Here is a 16,353-nt window from a genome sequence, read left to right as displayed (position 1 = left end):
TGCCTGGCCGGCGTCGCACCCTCCACCCGCCAATCCGGCAAGATCCGCGCCGTCGGCTTCCGCTGGGCCTGCGACAAACAACTCCGCGACGCCGTCACCGACTTCGCCGGCGACTCCCGCCACGCCAACCCCTGGGCCGCCGACCTCTACAACCGAGCCCGAGACCGAGGCCACGACCACCCCCACGCCGTCCGCATCCTGGCCCGCGCCTGGCTGTTCGTCATCTGGCACTGCTGGCAAGACAACCTCGCCTACAGCCCCGAAAAACACCACACCCTGCAACGCCTCCTGACCAACCAAAACACGACCAACAACACGGCGGCTTGACACAGGGCATCTCATGGCACCAGTCTCGACGGCCCGACCGGCCCGTCGTAGACCACGGACGTCCGCAACACGATGTCCTGCAACGAACGTCGCCGCCGCGGGTCCACCACCACCCACAGCAGCCCGATGGGGAAGATCGTGCAGAAGATCGCCCGCAAGATGGCGACCGGCCAGCGCAGTACGCCACGGGTCTTCACCACCCGGACCCCCAACAGCGCGCTGCCCACCGTCCGGCCGCTGATCCCCCACCACAGGCTCAGGTAGACGATGGCAATGACGAGGAACCCGGTCACGGTGAAGAACGGGTCGACCGCTGGCCAGCTGAAGTGTCTTGGGTTCAGAATCAGCCCGACCAGCACCAGACCGAGATAGGCGAACCCGGACACGGTCAGGACAGCCAGCAGGTCGACCACCGCGGCGAGTCCACGCGAAATGATGCCGGCAGGCACCGGTCCGGTCGACCCCTGCTCGCCCGTCGGGGCAGGCCGCTGCGGGCCGGGACCGCTCATCCCCTGGTGTGCGGCGATTCCGCACTGCCCTGTCCGAGCAGCCGACCGACGAACCCTGACACCAGATCATCGGCGTTGCGGGTGTGCGTGCGAAATCCCCGGACGGTCTCAGAGGACAGCGCACCGGTGGAATCCCGGATGATCGCCGGCAGATCGATGGCATCGATCACCACGCTGGCCAGCCCGACCAGGTCGACCCTGGCGATCACTGCATCGATGTCGACGGTGGCAACCAGCGGGTCGAGGTCGATCCGCCGGGCAAGGGAGTTGAGATCAATGCTCCCGGCCAGCGCATTGATGTCGATACGCTTGGCCACCTCGTTCAGATCCACCCGGTCGAGTTGCCGCATCAGGTCGATCCGTTCCGCGACGGCGTCCAGGTCGAGGCCGGCGATGATCTGCTCGATATCCACCCTGGCGACGATCCGGTCCAGATCCACCCTGGCAACCGCCGCGTCGAGATCGACGTCGGCCACGATGGCGTTGAGGTCGACGTGCTCACGCACGATCGCCGTCAGGTCCAGCACCTGCAGCGCCGCGTCGACGACGGTCCGGATGGTCCGGCGCATCGCCTCGTCGGCCGCGCCGTGCGCCACCGCCTCGATCTTGCGACCGCCGTCCTGGACGGCCGACGCGGCCGCCCGGATCGGCGGCACCATCACCGGCACGGCTGTGGCGGCGAGCGACGCGACGTCCCGCACCGTGTCCGTGGCCATCGAAACCGAGACGCTCGCCATCTTCCGCATCAGCCCGGTGACCGAAGGCAGCCGGGCACGCGACGGCGGATCCCCTTCCTGAGCCGCCCCCGGGACGTCAGCCATTGGAATCGGGCGTCCTGCTCAGCCGAGCAGCCGAGCTTTTTGCGCCTCGAATTCGGCGTCCGTCAGAACACCGCTCTGGCGCAGATTTCCCAGCTTCTGGAGTTGGTCGATCAGGTTGTCCGTCGAATTGTCGGCGGACGGCGCCGCCGGCACCTGCAGTTGTTGCTGCCGAAACGCCGCAGCATCCTGCTCGGTCTGCGCCCGGTTCGCCTGTGACTGGGCGACCCGACCCGAAACTGCCTGCGCGGTACCGACAACGGCCGCCGTCCTGGCCACCGATCCGAGCAGACTCGGCCGTCCGCCGCGGCGGGCTCCCCTACGAAACATGATCGGTCACTCCTTCGTTTCGGATTTGTCGGACCGGTCCGGCCCAGTTGCTCCGTCGGCGGGCAACGACGACAGCGCCGACTCGACGACGGCCCTCGGCAGATGCAGGTCGTCGGCGACCCGAACTTCCGCACCGTCGATCGCGGCGAACAGGTCCTTGGCCCAAAGGTTCTCCCAGAGCAGCAGCATGCTGCTGGCGCCGGCCGAAAGCCCGTCCGCGGCACCGGCAATGTCGTCGTCGCTGAGCAGACCGCCGCACTCCCCGTCCAACGACCCGAACGCCGAACTGACCGCGGCGTCCATCTCGTCGAGTTCCGAGACGGTGACCTCGCCGTCTGCCGTCTTGGCCAGGAACACCAGATCCAGGATGTGGATCAGACCGTTGTCCACCAATGCGGCCAGCGCAGGCACGCTCGCGCCGAACCTCTCCGGTGACTCCGTCTGAATATTCAGTAACTCGACAGGACCCAACACAGTTCGTCCACCTTTCTCTGCCCCGGACACTACGTTGCCCAGGCTCTTTCCGGCTGACCTCCCGGTCGATCAGGAGAGCTTCAGTGTCACTTGCTGGGCCCGCCCGTCGCGCACGAAGTCGACGGGCACCTGGTCGCCGACCTGGTGGGCCAGCGCGGTGGCGATCGGCACGTCCTGATTGGACGCCACCTGTCCGTCGATAGCGGTGATCACGTCGCCGGCCTGCAGCCCGGCCGTGTCGGCGGCACCGCCGGAGGTCACCGACTTCACGAACAGGCCGGCCTGGACACCGAAGGCCGCGGTCGCCGACGGCGGGATCGCCACCACCGACCAGTCGAAGCTCGGGACCCGGAAGTTGCCGGTGGCGATCAGCTCGTCGGCAACTCCGGCGGCCAGTTCCACCGGGATGGCGAAGCCGATACCCACGCTTCCGCCGCCGGCCTCCCCCGCGGCGTTCGGCACGGTGGCGATCGCCGTGTTCACCCCGACCAAATGGCCGGCGCAGTCGACCAGCGCGCCGCCGGAGTTCCCCGGGTTGATCGGGGCGTCCGTCTGGATCGCGCCGGCCAGCAGCGCATTCCCGCCGTTGTCCGCCGGCACCGTGATGTCCCGCCCGAGCGCGCTGACGATGCCACTGGTGACCGATCCGCTCAAGCCGAGCGGCGAACCCAGGGCGATCACCGGCTGACCGACGACCACCGAATCGTGGCTGAGGTCGATCACCGGCACCGGCTCCGGCGCGTCGACCTTGATCACCGCCAGGTCCAACGGCGTCGCCCGGCCGACCAACGTGGCCGGCAGCGTCTGACCGCTGCTGGTCAGGATGGAGATCCGGCCACCGGGTACCGCGGCCGAGATGACGTGATCGTTGGTGAGCACGTATCCGTCGCTGCGCACGAACTCGCCGCTGCCGTTGCCGGCGCTGCCGGGCGCCGCGCCCTGAACCTGGATGGTGACAACGGACGGCAGTACCTGATCGGCGACCGCGATGGCGTCGCAGCGTCCGGCGGCGAGCGCAGCGGCCGCTGTCGACCGCGTCGACGACCCGGCGAGATACCCGACCAGGCCGCCGACCGCGCCGGCGATCAGGACGATCGCTGCGGCGACAACCAGTGATGACGCGGTGCCAAGCGGCCCGCGTCGACCGCTCGCCGGTCGGTTGGCATCGGTCGCCGGACCCTGGGTCGGCGCAGTCGCCGGAGCGGAGGCAGCACCGGCGTCATCGAAGCCGGGTGCGGCGTCGGCAGAGTTGTCGTCCAGCGGTCCAGTCATGTCGCCCATCTCGTCGGCAAATTCGTCGCCGTCGGCACGTCCGACGGCCGAGGGATCACCCCGCCTGTTCGGACTTGGCCTTGCTGCGGCGCCGGAAGGTGATCATCCCGGCCGCCAACCCGACGATGAACAGCACCAGCAGGATCACCCACAGCGGCGACGTCAGTTCGATCCAGAACAGATTGACCGAGACCCGATTGCGATTCTGGGCAATGAAGAATCCGGCGATGACGACGAGAAGGATCGTCAGCCATCGGCGCTTCAGGAGACCGACGATGCCGTTCTTGTCCAGTGCTGCCATGGTGTTGCTCCTCGCGTTCGGCGCCGTGCGATGGGTGGCCGGCCTACGGCCAAGTTCGCTTCGCTGTGGTGATGATTCTCGCTCATCGGCAGCCCGACTGCCCGACGAATTGCGCCGCTTGCGGAGATCCTGCCACGCTGCGATGCTGGACGCGATACCGGGCCGGACGTCCTGGTTGTCCGCCGTACCTGGAGGTAGCCCGTGCACGGTCCCGACGGAACTGTGACCGGGCCCAGTTGAACGACATCGCTATTACCCTGACCATCCTGGCGGTCGCGGTGGTGCTGTTCATCTGGAACAAGCTGCCGATCGGCGTGGTGGCGATCGCGGTCGCCCTGGCGTTGTACTTCACCGGCGTCCTGCAGTTGGACCAGACCCTCGCCGGATTCGGTGATCCGGTGATCCTTTACATCGCCGCGCTGTTCGTGGTGGCCGAAGCCCTTGACACCACCGGGATCTCGGTCTGGCTGGGAAACCAGCTCATCAGTTGGTCGGGCACGTCGCGCAAGCCCGTGGTGGGGTCGGTCATGGTGTTGGTGGCCGTGGTCACCGCACTGATCAGCGTGAACGGCGCGGTGGCCGCCCTCATTCCGATGACAGCGGTGCTCGCGCTGCGAACCAAGCTGTCGCCCTCACAGCTGATGATGCCGCTGGCCTTCGGCGCGCACGCCGGATCGCTGCTGGCACTGACAGGCTCGCCGGTGAACGTGCTGGTGTCCGAGCTCTCGGTCGACGCCGGCGGCCGGCCGTTCCGGTTCTTCGAGTTCGCTCTCGTCGGGGTGCCGCTGTTGGTGGGCACCGTACTGATCTGCGTGTTCGTCGGCCGCAGGCTGCTGCCCGAGCGCTCCGCCGGTTCCGTTTCCCGTGATCTGAGCAACCACGCGCAGGTCTTGATGGACCAGTACTCGCTCGGCCCGGATCCCATGCTGGACCGGCAGACCGGGGTGATCGAGGTCGTCGTCCCTCCCCGGTCATCGTTCATCGGCGACACCGTTTTTCCCGGGATGGTGACCGAATCTGGCGAATTGGTCGTCGCCGGGATCCAGCGCGCCGGCGAGGACCTGGTCCGCACCGAACTGGCCGCCGGCGATGTCCTGCTGCTGCAGGGCGCCTGGAACGCGCTGGACGAGAAGGCCGTCGATCCGAACGTGGTGGTGGTCGATTCCCCGCAGACGATCCGTCGGCAGGCCCTGCCGATGGGTCCCGGCGCGAAGCGGGCCCTGGTCATCGTGCTGGCCATGGTGGTGCTGCTGATCTTCGGGATGTCACCGGCGATCGCCGCGCTGCTCGCCGCCTGCGCCATGATCGTGCTGCGCGTCCTGTCCGTCCAGCAGGCCCACCGGTCCATCTCGATCACCACCCTGGTGCTGGTCGGCGGGATGATCCCGATGTCCACCGCGATCGAGGTCAGCGGGGCGGCGGACAAGATCGCCTCCGGTCTGGTGGATCTGATCGGCGGCGCCGGACCCCGCGTCGTGCTGTTCGGCATCGTCCTGGTGGTCGCCGTTCTCGGACAGCTGATCAGCAACATGGCCACCGTGCTGATCGTCGGCCCGATCGCCATCTCCGTCGCGAACGAGTTGCACATCTCCCCTACCCCCCTGCTGATGGCGGTCGCGGTGGCCGGCGCTGCTGCCTTCCTGACGCCGGTGGCGACAGCATCGAACGCGATGGTGATGGGACCGGGGGCCTACCGGTTCGGTGACTACTGGAAACTGGGTCTGCCGCTGCTGGTGTTCTTCCTTCTGGTCGCCACCTTCGTGACACCGATTTTCTGGCCGTTTTGATCCGCCCGTCGAAAGGTACGACCGTGCGTCATGCACCGCACAAGCTGATCCCCGATTCGTTCACCAGCCTGCCGTCGCGAACCGGCGTGCCCGCGACGGTCCAGGTGGTCGCCGCACCCGGCGACGACCTCGACGCGATCGGCTACGGCGTGCCGCAGAACGGCGACGTGCCGGCCGGGCTGGGGATCGACAGGGCCGCCCTGGAGGGCGCCGGGTTCACCGGCAGGCCGGGACAATCGCTGATCGTTCCCAGCGGTGCCGCCCCGTTCGCGGTGGCGGTCGGCATCGGTGACGACGACGCCCGCGGCACGGCGGCCCTACGGGACGCAGCCGCCACCTTCGCCCGTGCCGCAGCGCATTTCGGCCGGATCGGCCTCGACATCGGCACCGCCTTCGCGGTGCCTGCATCGGATGCCGGGCGGGCGATCACCGAGGGCGTGCTGTTGGCCAGGTACTCCTATGACGTCCTGAAGACCAAGCCGACCACGGTCCCGGTCGAGCTGCTGCAGATCATCGAGGCGGACGGCGACCGGATCGCGGACACCCAGTCCGGCGCCACTGCCGGGATCACCCTGGCGGCCGCCGAGAATCTGGCCAGGGACCTGGCGAACACCCCGCCGGGACACCTGACCGCCGTCGAATACGCCGAAACGACCATGGAATCGGCCGCCGACTTCGGTCTGCAGGTCGAGGTGTTCGACAAGGCCGCGCTGATCGAGTTACGGGCGGGCGGAATCCTCGGGGTGAACGCCGGCAGCGTCGACGAACCCCGGATGATCGTCATCCGATACCGGCCGGAGAATCCGACCGGTCATCTCGCCCTGGTCGGCAAGGGGATCATGTACGACTCGGGCGGTATCTCGCTCAAGCCTTCCGATCCGATGCATCTGGCGATGAAGATGGACATGGCGGGATCGGCCGCCGTGTTCGGCGCGATGACGGCACTGCGCGATCTCGGCTGCACCACTGCGGTCTCCGCCTGGCTGATGTGTACCGACAACATGCCGTCGGGTTCCGCGACCAAGCTCGGCGACGTGCTGGTCGCCCGGAACGGCACCACCGTCGAGGTGAAGAACACCGACGCCGAGGGTCGTCTGGTGATGATGGACGCGCTGGTCCTGGCTGCGGAGGAGAAGCCAGACGCCATCGTGGATATCGCCACCCTCACCGGCGCCGCGATGCGCGCGTTGGGGCACCTGTGCGCCGTGGTGCTCGGTAACAATCAGCCGTTGGTCGACCGGGTGCTCGCGTCCGCCGCGAACACCGACGAACAGGCGTGCCAGTTCCCGCTGGAGCACAGGTACCGCAGCTGGCTGGATTCCGACATCGCCGATATCGGCAATCTCGGCGGCGCCAACGCCGGCGCCACCACCGCCGCCTTGTTCCTGTCGGAGTTCGTCGACGGAGTTCCGTGGGCGCACATCGACATCGCCGGCACCATGCAGTCGGACACGGAAGACTTCTGGCGCCGCAAGGGCGCCACCGGTTACGGCACCCGGCTGCTGGCCGACCTGGCGATGAACTTTGCTCGGTGACGGCCCCCGATGACCCCGGTCGAGGACCTGGCCGAGCTGGCCACGATCGCCACCAGGGCGGCAACCGGAGTGCGGGCCGCGGGCTGGCGCGATCCACAGCAGGTGCAGCGGACGATCCAGGAGCTCAGTTCCCGGCTGGCGGACGAGAAGGAACTCGCCGAACGTCCACTGGTGCCGGTCAACCCGTCGCCGGCGAAGGCCGCGGCGATCGCTGCCGCTACCGAAGCCCGGATCGCCGTGTACCAGGCCGAGATCGCCGCGCTGCGGGCCATCGTCGCGGTGCCGGTCGAGGGTGCCGGGTCCGGCCCCGACACCGCAGCCGATACCGCGGCTGACGCCGGCGCCGCGGCCGCCCCGGGCACCGGGCCGGGCCGCACCGTCCAGAAGCTGAAGGCCCACCCGGTGACGAGACACTACTCGTCGCTGGTCGGTGGCGCCGCCGCCGAACTCGCCCACATCGTCAGGAGTCGCCCGCGGGACATCGCCTTCCGCCTGGCGATCAGTCTCGGTTTCGGCCTTGGCTATCTGGTCTTCTTCGCCATCTTCCTGTGGGACCCGGATCGGCACGAGCGTTCGTTCCTTGCCTTGTACGCATTCTCCGGAATCGCCGGTAGCGCCATCTGCACCAATGCCTTGAGTGTCGATGCGGCAAGGGTGCGCGGGTTGCTCGAGGACGGCCGCCCACTCTGGTACGTGATGGTGACGAAGAATGCGGCCCTCGGAGTGATCGTCGGTGCCCTCGGGACGATCATGAACCTGATCGTGTTCTGGGAGTCGCGGGATGTCACCGACCTGATCAAGGGCAGCGCACTCCTTCTGACGATGTTGTTCCTCTGGTTCGGCGTCGGGAACGTGCTGTCGGTGATCTCGCCGCTGCGGGCCGAACCGTTGTCCGCCAGGCGCAATGACGGCACGCTCAGGCCATTCCTGTTCTCGTTCGTGGTGTCGTACGGGCTGAGCTATCTGGTCAATCTGATGCTCTACTGGCGGGTGTGGGCGAAGCAGACCCTGCTGGAACGACTCGGTGGCGTCTGGATCCCCGTGCTTCTGATCGTCTGCAGCGCGATCGGGGTCTACGTTCTGCTCACGGTCCTGTCGCTCACCCTGGTCGAGCAACCTCGGTACCGACGCGGACTGCAGCGGGAGATGGTCTCCTACCGCAAGTCTGCCGAATCCGCGAGCGCCGACGCGGGAGACTGATCCTCGGCACTAGCGCCGGGCCAGGTACGACCGCAGGTTCGTCACCATCACCATGGCGGCGGCGATCAGGGCCAGCACACCGAGCCCGGCCCGCAGATTCCGAACCAGCAGCACGGTCGTCCCGACGACGATCACCAGCACGGCAACTCCGAGCAGGAACAGCGCCAACCGGCGGCGCAGCAACGCTTCCACCGCGCAGACCGCCAGGGTGGCCGCGAACAATGCGATCCAGGCGTTCGACTGGCCAACGATCAGCATCAGCCCGAGGATGGCCAGCAGTACGGCCAGGGACGCCTCGGTCCAGAAGCGCAGCGCCATGCCGACCGGTCGCGCCGGCGCCACATCGGGTAGCCGCCGGTGCCGCAGGTGGTCGTGCGGTTCGGCCCGTAGCGGGTGCAATTGCCGTTCCTGCAAGTGCTCTCGCTCGATCACCGCCGCGCGCCGATCGGCCCGCAAGGCAGCCATCAGCCGGTCGTGCTCGGCCAGGCGGCCCCTGGCACCGACGCCGGCGGCGACCGCGTCCGCGTTCGGTGGCAGTGCTGCGACGGCGGCCGCGAGCTGTTGCGAGAGAACCTCGCCGGCGGTGATGTCGTTCGTCAGCGCCGCTTCTCGGTCCCGCACCGCGGCCAGTTGGGCGGCGACCGCCTGCAGGCGGGCCGCCTCGGTCGCCGGAACCTTGTCCAATCCGGCCCAGGCAACCGGGTCCGACCAGCTCGGCCGGATACTGCCGGTGCGCTCGTAGCGGGGCCCTGCCGGAGCCCGTTCGCCACCGAACGGGTCCTGGGTGTCCAAGCCCCACAGCCCGCGGAAGTCCCGCACCCACGGGGTATCCGCGTCGATGAGCACCGGCGACCAGTCACGTCCGGTGCCCGGACCGATCGCCGCCCCGTCACCGCGCTTGTAGTCGATGTAGGGCAGACCGACACCGGCCCTCGAGCGGCCGGCGGTCCAGGGGAACAGAGTGCTCCGGATCCGTTGGGCCGCCGCGAAGGTCCGCCGGAGCGCGGGCGGCTCGACCGTCACCAGGTACTCGCCCGCCAGGTAGGCACCGGAGTGCGATCCGGCACCGGCATTGACCACCGGATGGGTGCGGCCGACCCAGCTGACGTCCGGATCGTCGTGCCGGCGACGCAGATCGTCCCCGGTCTCGTCGTGCGAGGAGAAGGCAATCCAGGCGGCGCTCCAGCCGTCAGCACTGTCGGTCCCGGCGTCCGGTGCCAGATACACCGTCACCTGTTCCCAGTCCGCCTCGTGATCGTTGACCCCGGCGAAGGTGGACCGCCAGTCGTTCATCGCATAGAAGAACCAGTACTGGATGGCGAGGTACCCGCCCGCCGAACTGACGTGCGCGTAATAGGAAAACTTGGTGGCGGACGGCGAATCGCGATAGGCCGCGTGCATCGCAGCGGTCAGCCCACCGGGCACCGAACCCCGCACGATCAGCGACAGCCGGAACAACGAATCGATGATCCGGCCCAGCAGGCCGACCGCGGCGAACCGGGACGAGCCACGCAGTCTCGGACGGCCGGGGTCGCGCCGCCAGCGGCGTAGGTCCGCCCGGCTCAGCGGCCCAGGGACATAGCGCAGCTCCAGTGCGGTGCCGACCGGCACCGACCGCGACCGGCGGCACAACTCATCGATGCTGAGATCGCCGTGGTCGACCAGCATTTCGCGCTCGCCGCCCGGTCGGCGCAACCACAGCGCCGACCGCTCGACGTAGTCGCCGATGTCGGTCGGGAAGAACAGCTCGCCCTCGGTGTAACGGATCACCGGCTCGTAGCGGCGGACCAGCGCCTCGATATCGCCGTCCGTTGGCAGACCGGCGAGTTCGGCGAGGTCCATGACCGGATCGTGCCACAGTCGGATCGTGTCACCGTCGAACGGGCAGTCCGCGCCCGGTTGCGCATCGGGTGGCCGGTCGCGACAATGCAGGTTGTCGGGCCAGCCCGACAGCCGAACCCATCTTCGATTCCTGGAGCGGCTCCACCACACCACCGGCCGATGGGATGCGATCCGATGACCGAGATGGATCCGGGCGATGGCGGCCCGACAGCGGCCGGACCCGCAGCGCCGCAGTTCATCTCCACCGGTTCGCTACCGACGCCCGATCGGATCCGCGCCCTGCTCCGGGACGTGCACCAGCGCTTCCGCCCGGTCACCGACGGGGCGGTCTCCTCGGTGTATCCCGCCCTGCAGCAGGCCTCTCCCGAGCTGTGGGGGCTGTCGCTGATGGGCACCGACGGGAGCAACTACGCGGTGGGCGACGCCAGCACGCTGTTCCCACTGATGAGCGTCGCGAAGCCGTTCACCTTCGCCCTGCTCTGTGAGGCCGTCGGGGTGGACCAGGCGCGCCGGCAGATCGGCGCCAACGCCACCGGCCTGCCGTTCAATTCGGTGGCCGCCGTCGAGCGCAGTCCCGACGGACGGACGAATCCGATGGTGAACGCGGGCGCCATCGCGACCGTCGGGGCCCTTCCGGCCGGGTCCGCCGAGGATCGCTGGGAGCAGCTGTTGGACGGGCTGTCCCGGTTCGCCGGCCGTCGACTCGAGGTCGACGAGGCCACCTATCGCTCGGCGTCGTCGTCCAACTTTCGTAACCGCTCCATCGCGGTACTGCTGCGCAGCGTCGATGCACTGCAGGCCGATCCGGCGGAGGCGGTCGACATCTACACCAGGGTCAGCTGCCTGGCGGTGACCGCCAACGACCTCGCCGCGATGGGGGCGGTGCTCGCCGACGGCGGCGTCAATCCGGCCACCGGCGAGCGGCTGCTGGGCCTGCCGACCTGCCGCGCCGTGCTGACCGTGATGATGACGGCCGGGCTGTACGAGACGTCCGGGGACTGGCTCTACGACATCGGTTTGCCGGGCAAGAGCGGCATCGGAGGCGGAATCGTCACGGTCTCCCCCGGCAAGGGCGCGCTCGGCACCTTCGCCCCGCCGCTGGACGCCGCCGGGAACAGCGTCAGGGGTCAGCTGGCCGCCCGCTACCTGTCACGGACGCTGGGGCTGGACCTGTTCGCCTCCGCGGACGCCCGGATCGCTACCGCCGCCGGCGGTACCATCCCGGCATGACCTACCTGGCGCCGCGGCAACCCGATGAACTGTCCGGCCTGCTCGGCTTCCTGGCCGACCAGCGCATCGCGTTGCAGTCGGCACTGCACGGGATCACCGACGAACAGGCCCGACTGCGACCCATCCCGAGCAGCACGCTGAGTCTCGGTGGGCTGGTCAAACATATGGTGGCGGTGGAGAAGTCGTGGATTCGTACGGACATCGAGCGATCCCCCGAGGACGAGCGGATCCGCGACGTCGAATTCACCCTGCTGCCTGGCGAGACGGTGCAGCAGCTGCTGGCCGCGTGGGCGGTGGAGGCCGCGCACACCGACGAGGTGCTCGCCAGGGTCGCCCTCGAGCAGCTGGTGGACAGCGGGCCGGCGGGGCCACCCGATTTCAATGTCCGTTGGGTGATGCTGCACCTGATCGAGGAAACCGCGCGGCACGCCGGGCATGCCGACCTGATCCGGGAGGCGATCGACGGTGGCCAGGCCGACGAGCTGCGTGCACAGTGGACCCCGCAGTTCGACTGAACGCCCCGCCCTCCGGCCCGGTCAGTAGGTTGAACGGATGCGCGGCGAATACAAGGTTCCTGGCGGCAAGCTCGTGGTGGTCGAGCTCGAGGTGGTCGACGAACGGCTGACGAACGTCCATCTGTCCGGCGACTTCTTTCTCGAGCCGGACAGTGCGCTGGAGGACATCGATGCCGCGCTCACCGGGATGCCGGCCGACGCGAGCGCGCAGCAGCTGGCCGACGCGATCGAGGGCGCGCTGGACGACACCGTCGCGTTGATCGGCTTCACTCCGCAGGCCGTCGGCATCGCGGTCCGCCGGGCGCTGGGCCGGGCCACCGGATGGGGCGACCACACCTTCGACGTGATCGGCCCGGTCGTGCTGGATCCGGTGATGCACATGGCGTTGGACGAGGTGCTGTCCGGCGAGGTCGCGGCCGGCCGGCGGCCCCCGCTGCTGCGGATCTGGGACTGGGATGCCTCGTTGGTGGTGATCGGCTCGTTCCAATCGGTGCGCAACGAGGTCGACCCTGACGCCGCGCAGCGGTACGGGATCCGGGTGGCGCGGCGGATCTCCGGCGGCGGGGCGATGTTCATGGAGCCCGGAAACTGCATCACCTATTCGCTGGTGGTGCCGGCCTCGCTGGTCGAGGGGCTCTCGTTCGAGCAGTCGTACGCGTTTCTGGACGACTGGGTGCTCGGCGCGCTGGCCGAGGTCGGGGTGAACGCGACGTACGTGCCGCTCAACGACATCGCCTCGGACAAGGGCAAGATCGCCGGCGCCGCACAGAAGCGGTTCGCCGCCGGCTCGGTGCTGCACCACGTGACGATGGCCTACGACATCGACGCCGTGAAGATGTCGCAGGTGCTGCGCACCGGCCGGGAGAAGCTGTCCGACAAGGGAACCAAGAGCGCGAACAAGCGGGTCGACCCGATGCGTTCGCAGACCGGCATGTCGCGGGACGCGGTGATCGCCGCCTTCCTCGACCACTTCCGTCGGCGGTACGCCACCCGCGACAGCGGCTACACCGACGAGGAACTGGCCGCCGCCCGCGAGCTGACCGTGACCAAGTTCCTCACCCACGAGTGGACCTACCGGGTTCCTTAGCCGTCCGGTAGCCGGAGTCCAGAGTGGGGCCAGGTACTGGCGCTCGGTAGGTTGAGGGGACGTACGCATCCCGAGGAGCTTCGATGACGCAGGACCCACCGCTGCTGTCCGATGACCTGCTCGAACGGATCCACGGCCGGGCGTCGGACAACGACCGGGCGAACCGGTTCTTCGACGACGATCTCGCCGATCTTCGGGCCGCCGGTTACCTTTCCGCGATGGTGCCGGCCGAGTACGGCGGCGCCGGGCTGACGCTGCAGCAGATGACCCGCGAGCAGATGCGGCTGGCCGGGGCCGCGCCGGCCACCGCGCTGGCGGTGAACATGCATCAGGTGTGGGTGGGGGTGGCGCGCACCGTGCACGCCGCCGGCGATCCGTCGATGGACTTCGTCTTCACCGACGCGGTGGCCGGTGAGTTGTTCGGTTTCGGCATCTCCGAGGCCGGCAACGACCTGGTGCTGTTCGGCTCGAACACGGACGCCCGGCCGGACGGTGCCGGTGGATACTCCTTCCACGGCACCAAGATCTTCACCTCGCTGGCACCGGCCTGGACCCGGCTCGGCACCTTCGGTACCGACTCCAGCGGGGCCGAGGGCCCGGTCTCGGTCTTCGCCTTCATCGACCGGGACGGCGGTGGTTTCGAGATCCGCGACGACTGGGACACCATGGGCATGCGCGCGACGCAGTCGTGCACCACGGTGCTGGACGGCGCCCACGCCGCCGCGGACCGGGTGGTGCGGCGGATTCCGCCGGGGCCGTCCAAGGATCCGCTGGTGTTCGGTATCTTCGCCAACTTCGAGATTCTGCTGGCCGCCGTCTACACCGGAATCGCCCGGCGCGCCTTGGATCTGGCGATCGCGACGGTCCGCAAGCGGACCTCGATGAAGGCCGGCGGTGCGCCCTACGCCAACGATCCCGACATCCGCTGGCGACTGGCCGACGCGGCCATCGAGCTGGACGCGATCGGCCCGCAGATCGATGCGCTGGCTGCCGACGTCGACGACGGTGCCGACCGGGGCGACCTGTGGATGCCGCAACTGTCCGCGGTGAAGTCGCGGGCCACCGAGACAGCAGTATCGGTAGTGACCAAGGCGATCCGGGCGTCCGGCGGATCCTCGTACTTCAACTCCAACGAGCTGTCCAGGTTGTACCGGGACGTGCTGGCCGGGATCTTCCACCCCAGTGACGACGAGTCGGTGCACGGGGCCTGGGCGAACGCCTTGCTGGGCCCCGTCATCCCCTGGCCGCCGGACGGCGACTGATGCCGGCTCGACCGCCGACCGCCGTGCACCGTCAGGATCGGGCGGCCAGGTGCTGGTGCGCCAACCGCCGCAGCGCCAGCAGTACCGGTTCGTGCAGAGCGGTGCCGAGTACGGCGTACTCGATCGCGGCGTCGGGTTCTGGTGGCATCCGGGACAGGTCGAACTCGGCCATCGCCAGCACGTGCTCCCCCATCGTCGCCAACCGGTCCGGTTCCATCGGGACGCCGACGTCGGCGGCGGCGGCCAGTGCCGCCTGCAATTGTCCGACCGCCGGATACTCCGGGTCATAGGTCCACCCCAGCGCGTCGATCGCCGTGCGGGCCAACGGAAATTCACCGGCTGCGGGACCCTCATCGCCGGGCTGCCCGGGACTGGACGTCGACAACGCCCCGACCGCCCGGCCGAGCGTGTCGTAGGCCGTGTCACTCGGCTCGTCGATCGCCGACAGGACCGCCGCTACCCGGTCGATCGGCAGCCCGACCACGTCTCGCAATGCCCGGATCAGCCGCAACCGGCGCAGGTGTTGGTCACCGTAGCGGGACTCGGTGGCCGAGACGGCGCGGCCGGCGGGCAGTAGCCCGAGCCGCAGGTAGTACTTGACCGTCGGCAACGAGAGACCCGCAGTACGAGCGAGTTCGGAGATCCGCACGACGCCTCCTTGACAGTAGATAGCTGCACTATCTATGTTGGATAGTATCGCTATCCAGCCACTCTATCGGAGGTTCGCCATGCAGGCCAGCAGCATCACCCTGGTCGGAATCCTGTTGCTCGCCCTGATCACCGTCGAGAGCGGCGGCTATTTCCTGACCAAGGTCGGGCGCGGATCCGTCCCGGCGAATACGTTGCAGAAGAACTTCTTCCGCGCCGGTCATGCACACGCGGCGGTGCTGTTGGTGCTGTCGATCGCGGTGCTCGCCGTCGTCGATCAGGCCGGGCTGAGCGGGTTCTGGGAATGGGTGGCCAAGACCGGGATCCCGATCTCGGCCATTCTGATGCCGGCCGGGTTCTTCCTGTCGGTGATCGGCAAGGACCCGAAGCGGCCCAACGGATTGCTGGGCCTACTCTGGGTGGGCGCAACACTGCTGACCATCGGCCTGCTGACCGCCGGGATCGCCCTGGTGCGCGCCGGCATCACCGCCTGAACTCGAACACCACGCCGCGTCGTGTGCCTGCCGCGGTTGCGAAACACCGACCACCGGCTACGCTCCGATCAACCGGTTGAGGTGCCGATCGGTGACGCGGTGGATCGTCCTGCCGCCTCCACACTTCGCGAGCGATTGAGGATCCGATGAACCGAGCGATGATCAATTCCCTGACCGAGACCGAGCGTCTGTTCATCGCGGAGACCGAACGGGCAGCGCTGCAACAGCTTTCCGAAGATGATCTGATTGCTCTGCACTCCCGCGCGCGGCAGCTGCGTAACAAGTACGTCGGGCTCTACCGGCGCCAGGCGTCATCGAAGGTCGGCGCCAAGGGCGGTCGCGGAGCGGCCGGACCGGCCAGCAACCGCAACCGGGACCGCGCCGAGGTGTTCGAGGACGCACTGTCCAGGGTCAGCACTCGGCTGGCCGCGGTGTCCAGGGCAGCCGCCGCCGATCTGCGGGCCGAGCGGATCGCCGCGGCCCAGGCAGCCAAGGGGACGCCGGCCCCCAAGCCGGCCCCCAAGCCGGCCGCCACCCGGGCGGCGACCAAGCGGACGGCCGGGCCGTCAGCCGCGAGCGCCGCCAAGGGCGACGCACCGAAGGCGGCGCCGAACCCACGCCGCGGCGAGCGGTCGCTGCGGTCACCGATCGCGGCCAAGAAGGTGGCCTCCACCGGTGCGAAGACGCAGCGCAAGCAGGCCCGCAAGGACAGCCGCTGACGG

Annotated in this window: 18 protein-coding genes; 10 read left to right on the top strand and 8 right to left on the bottom strand. The window is 68.7% G+C overall.

All coding sequences use genetic code 11. The features are described from left to right. The coding region (locus K340_RS31815; protein WP_037365887.1) for a transposase at positions 1–327 on the top strand (327 nt) is incomplete at its 5' end. 11 nt (positions 328–338) lie between these two features. Here the strand turns inward: K340_RS31815 and K340_RS0120135 are convergent. The 6 genes from K340_RS0120135 to K340_RS0120105 form a co-directional block, all read right to left on the bottom strand. After that, positions 339–836, bottom strand: coding sequence for an RDD family protein (locus K340_RS0120135; protein WP_084614690.1), 498 nt, complete (start codon positions 834–836; stop codon positions 339–341). Further along, positions 833–1,657: a hypothetical protein gene (locus tag K340_RS31810; RefSeq protein ID WP_051266996.1), complete on the bottom strand. Its 825-nt coding sequence runs from the start codon at positions 1,655–1,657 to the stop codon at positions 833–835. The genes K340_RS0120135 and K340_RS31810 overlap by 4 nt, the downstream gene beginning before the upstream one ends. An 18-nt stretch (positions 1,658–1,675) precedes the next feature. Continuing rightward, on the bottom strand, positions 1,676–1,984 hold the full coding sequence (locus K340_RS0120120) for an SHOCT domain-containing protein (protein WP_029138031.1): 309 nt from the start codon (positions 1,982–1,984) through the stop codon (positions 1,676–1,678). Between the two features lie 6 nt (positions 1,985–1,990). After that, complete coding sequence (locus K340_RS31805; protein ID WP_281170746.1) at positions 1,991–2,458, bottom strand: DUF6325 family protein; 468 nt, start codon at positions 2,456–2,458, stop codon at positions 1,991–1,993. 69 nt (positions 2,459–2,527) lie between these two features. Continuing rightward, positions 2,528–3,730, bottom strand: a complete 1,203-nt coding sequence (locus K340_RS0120110) for a S1C family serine protease (RefSeq protein WP_084614693.1) — start codon at positions 3,728–3,730, stop codon at positions 2,528–2,530. 55 nt (positions 3,731–3,785) lie between these two features. Then, the gene (locus tag K340_RS0120105) at positions 3,786–4,031 is read right to left on the bottom strand and encodes a LapA family protein (RefSeq protein ID WP_051266988.1); all 246 of its coding nucleotides are present in this window, start codon (positions 4,029–4,031) and stop codon (positions 3,786–3,788) included. Between the two features lie 236 nt (positions 4,032–4,267). On the opposite strand from K340_RS0120105, the gene K340_RS0120100 reads away from it, so the two are divergent. The 3 genes from K340_RS0120100 to K340_RS34590 are packed head-to-tail and all read left to right on the top strand — an operon-like array spanning position 4,268 to position 8,553. Beyond that, a complete protein-coding gene (locus K340_RS0120100; RefSeq protein ID WP_029138028.1) occupies positions 4,268–5,818 on the top strand; it encodes an SLC13 family permease in 1,551 nt (516 codons plus the stop codon). Positions 5,819–5,841: 23 nt separating this feature from the next. Beyond that, positions 5,842–7,353, top strand: a complete 1,512-nt coding sequence (locus tag K340_RS0120095; protein ID WP_051266986.1) for a leucyl aminopeptidase family protein — start codon at positions 5,842–5,844, stop codon at positions 7,351–7,353. Between the two features lie 9 nt (positions 7,354–7,362). After that, positions 7,363–8,553: a hypothetical protein gene (locus K340_RS34590; protein ID WP_051266984.1), complete on the top strand. Its 1,191-nt coding sequence runs from the start codon at positions 7,363–7,365 to the stop codon at positions 8,551–8,553. A 9-nt stretch (positions 8,554–8,562) separates the two neighbouring features. Here the strand turns inward: K340_RS34590 and K340_RS0120085 are convergent, their stop codons facing one another. After that, complete coding sequence (locus K340_RS0120085) at positions 8,563–10,395, bottom strand: hypothetical protein (protein WP_154674379.1); 1,833 nt, start codon at positions 10,393–10,395, stop codon at positions 8,563–8,565. A gap of 183 nt (positions 10,396–10,578) precedes the next feature. Between K340_RS0120085 and glsA the strand changes: the two genes are divergently transcribed. The 4 genes from glsA to K340_RS0120065 all read left to right on the top strand — a co-directional run bounded on the left by glsA (position 10,579) and on the right by K340_RS0120065 (position 14,489). Further along, the gene (gene glsA, locus K340_RS31795) at positions 10,579–11,625 is read left to right on the top strand and encodes a glutaminase A (RefSeq protein ID WP_051267009.1); all 1,047 of its coding nucleotides are present in this window, start codon (positions 10,579–10,581) and stop codon (positions 11,623–11,625) included. Further along, positions 11,622–12,140, top strand: coding sequence for a DinB family protein (locus K340_RS0120075; RefSeq protein ID WP_029138025.1), 519 nt, complete (start codon positions 11,622–11,624; stop codon positions 12,138–12,140). The genes glsA and K340_RS0120075 overlap by 4 nt, the downstream gene beginning before the upstream one ends. 37 nt (positions 12,141–12,177) lie before the next feature. Continuing rightward, positions 12,178–13,227 carry a lipoate--protein ligase family protein gene (locus tag K340_RS0120070; protein ID WP_029138024.1) on the top strand — a complete coding sequence of 350 codons (1,050 nt, stop codon included), beginning with the start codon at positions 12,178–12,180 and terminating at the stop codon, positions 13,225–13,227. A gap of 83 nt (positions 13,228–13,310) precedes the next feature. Beyond that, positions 13,311–14,489: an acyl-CoA dehydrogenase family protein gene (locus K340_RS0120065; RefSeq protein WP_029138023.1), complete on the top strand. Its 1,179-nt coding sequence runs from the start codon at positions 13,311–13,313 to the stop codon at positions 14,487–14,489. Positions 14,490–14,520: 31 nt separating this feature from the next. Here K340_RS0120065 and K340_RS0120060 read toward each other — a convergent pair whose 3' ends face one another. After that, a complete protein-coding gene (locus tag K340_RS0120060) occupies positions 14,521–15,138 on the bottom strand; it encodes a MerR family transcriptional regulator (RefSeq protein ID WP_029138022.1) in 618 nt (205 codons plus the stop codon). A 79-nt stretch (positions 15,139–15,217) separates the two neighbouring features. On the opposite strand from K340_RS0120060, the gene K340_RS0120055 reads away from it, so the two are divergent. After that, positions 15,218–15,631, top strand: a complete 414-nt coding sequence (locus tag K340_RS0120055; protein WP_029138021.1) for a hypothetical protein — start codon at positions 15,218–15,220, stop codon at positions 15,629–15,631. 146 nt (positions 15,632–15,777) lie between these two features. Continuing rightward, positions 15,778–16,350, top strand: coding sequence for a hypothetical protein (locus K340_RS0120050; RefSeq protein ID WP_029138020.1), 573 nt, complete (start codon positions 15,778–15,780; stop codon positions 16,348–16,350). Positions 16,351–16,353: the final 3 nt, after the last annotated feature.

Origin of the sequence: Nakamurella lactea DSM 19367 (assembly GCF_000426645.1) — a bacterium.
In the GTDB taxonomy this organism is placed as follows: domain Bacteria; phylum Actinomycetota; class Actinomycetes; order Mycobacteriales; family Nakamurellaceae; genus Nakamurella; species Nakamurella lactea.
Note: the sequence above shows the minus strand (reverse complement) of the source record. Positions and strands in the feature narration are given on the sequence as shown.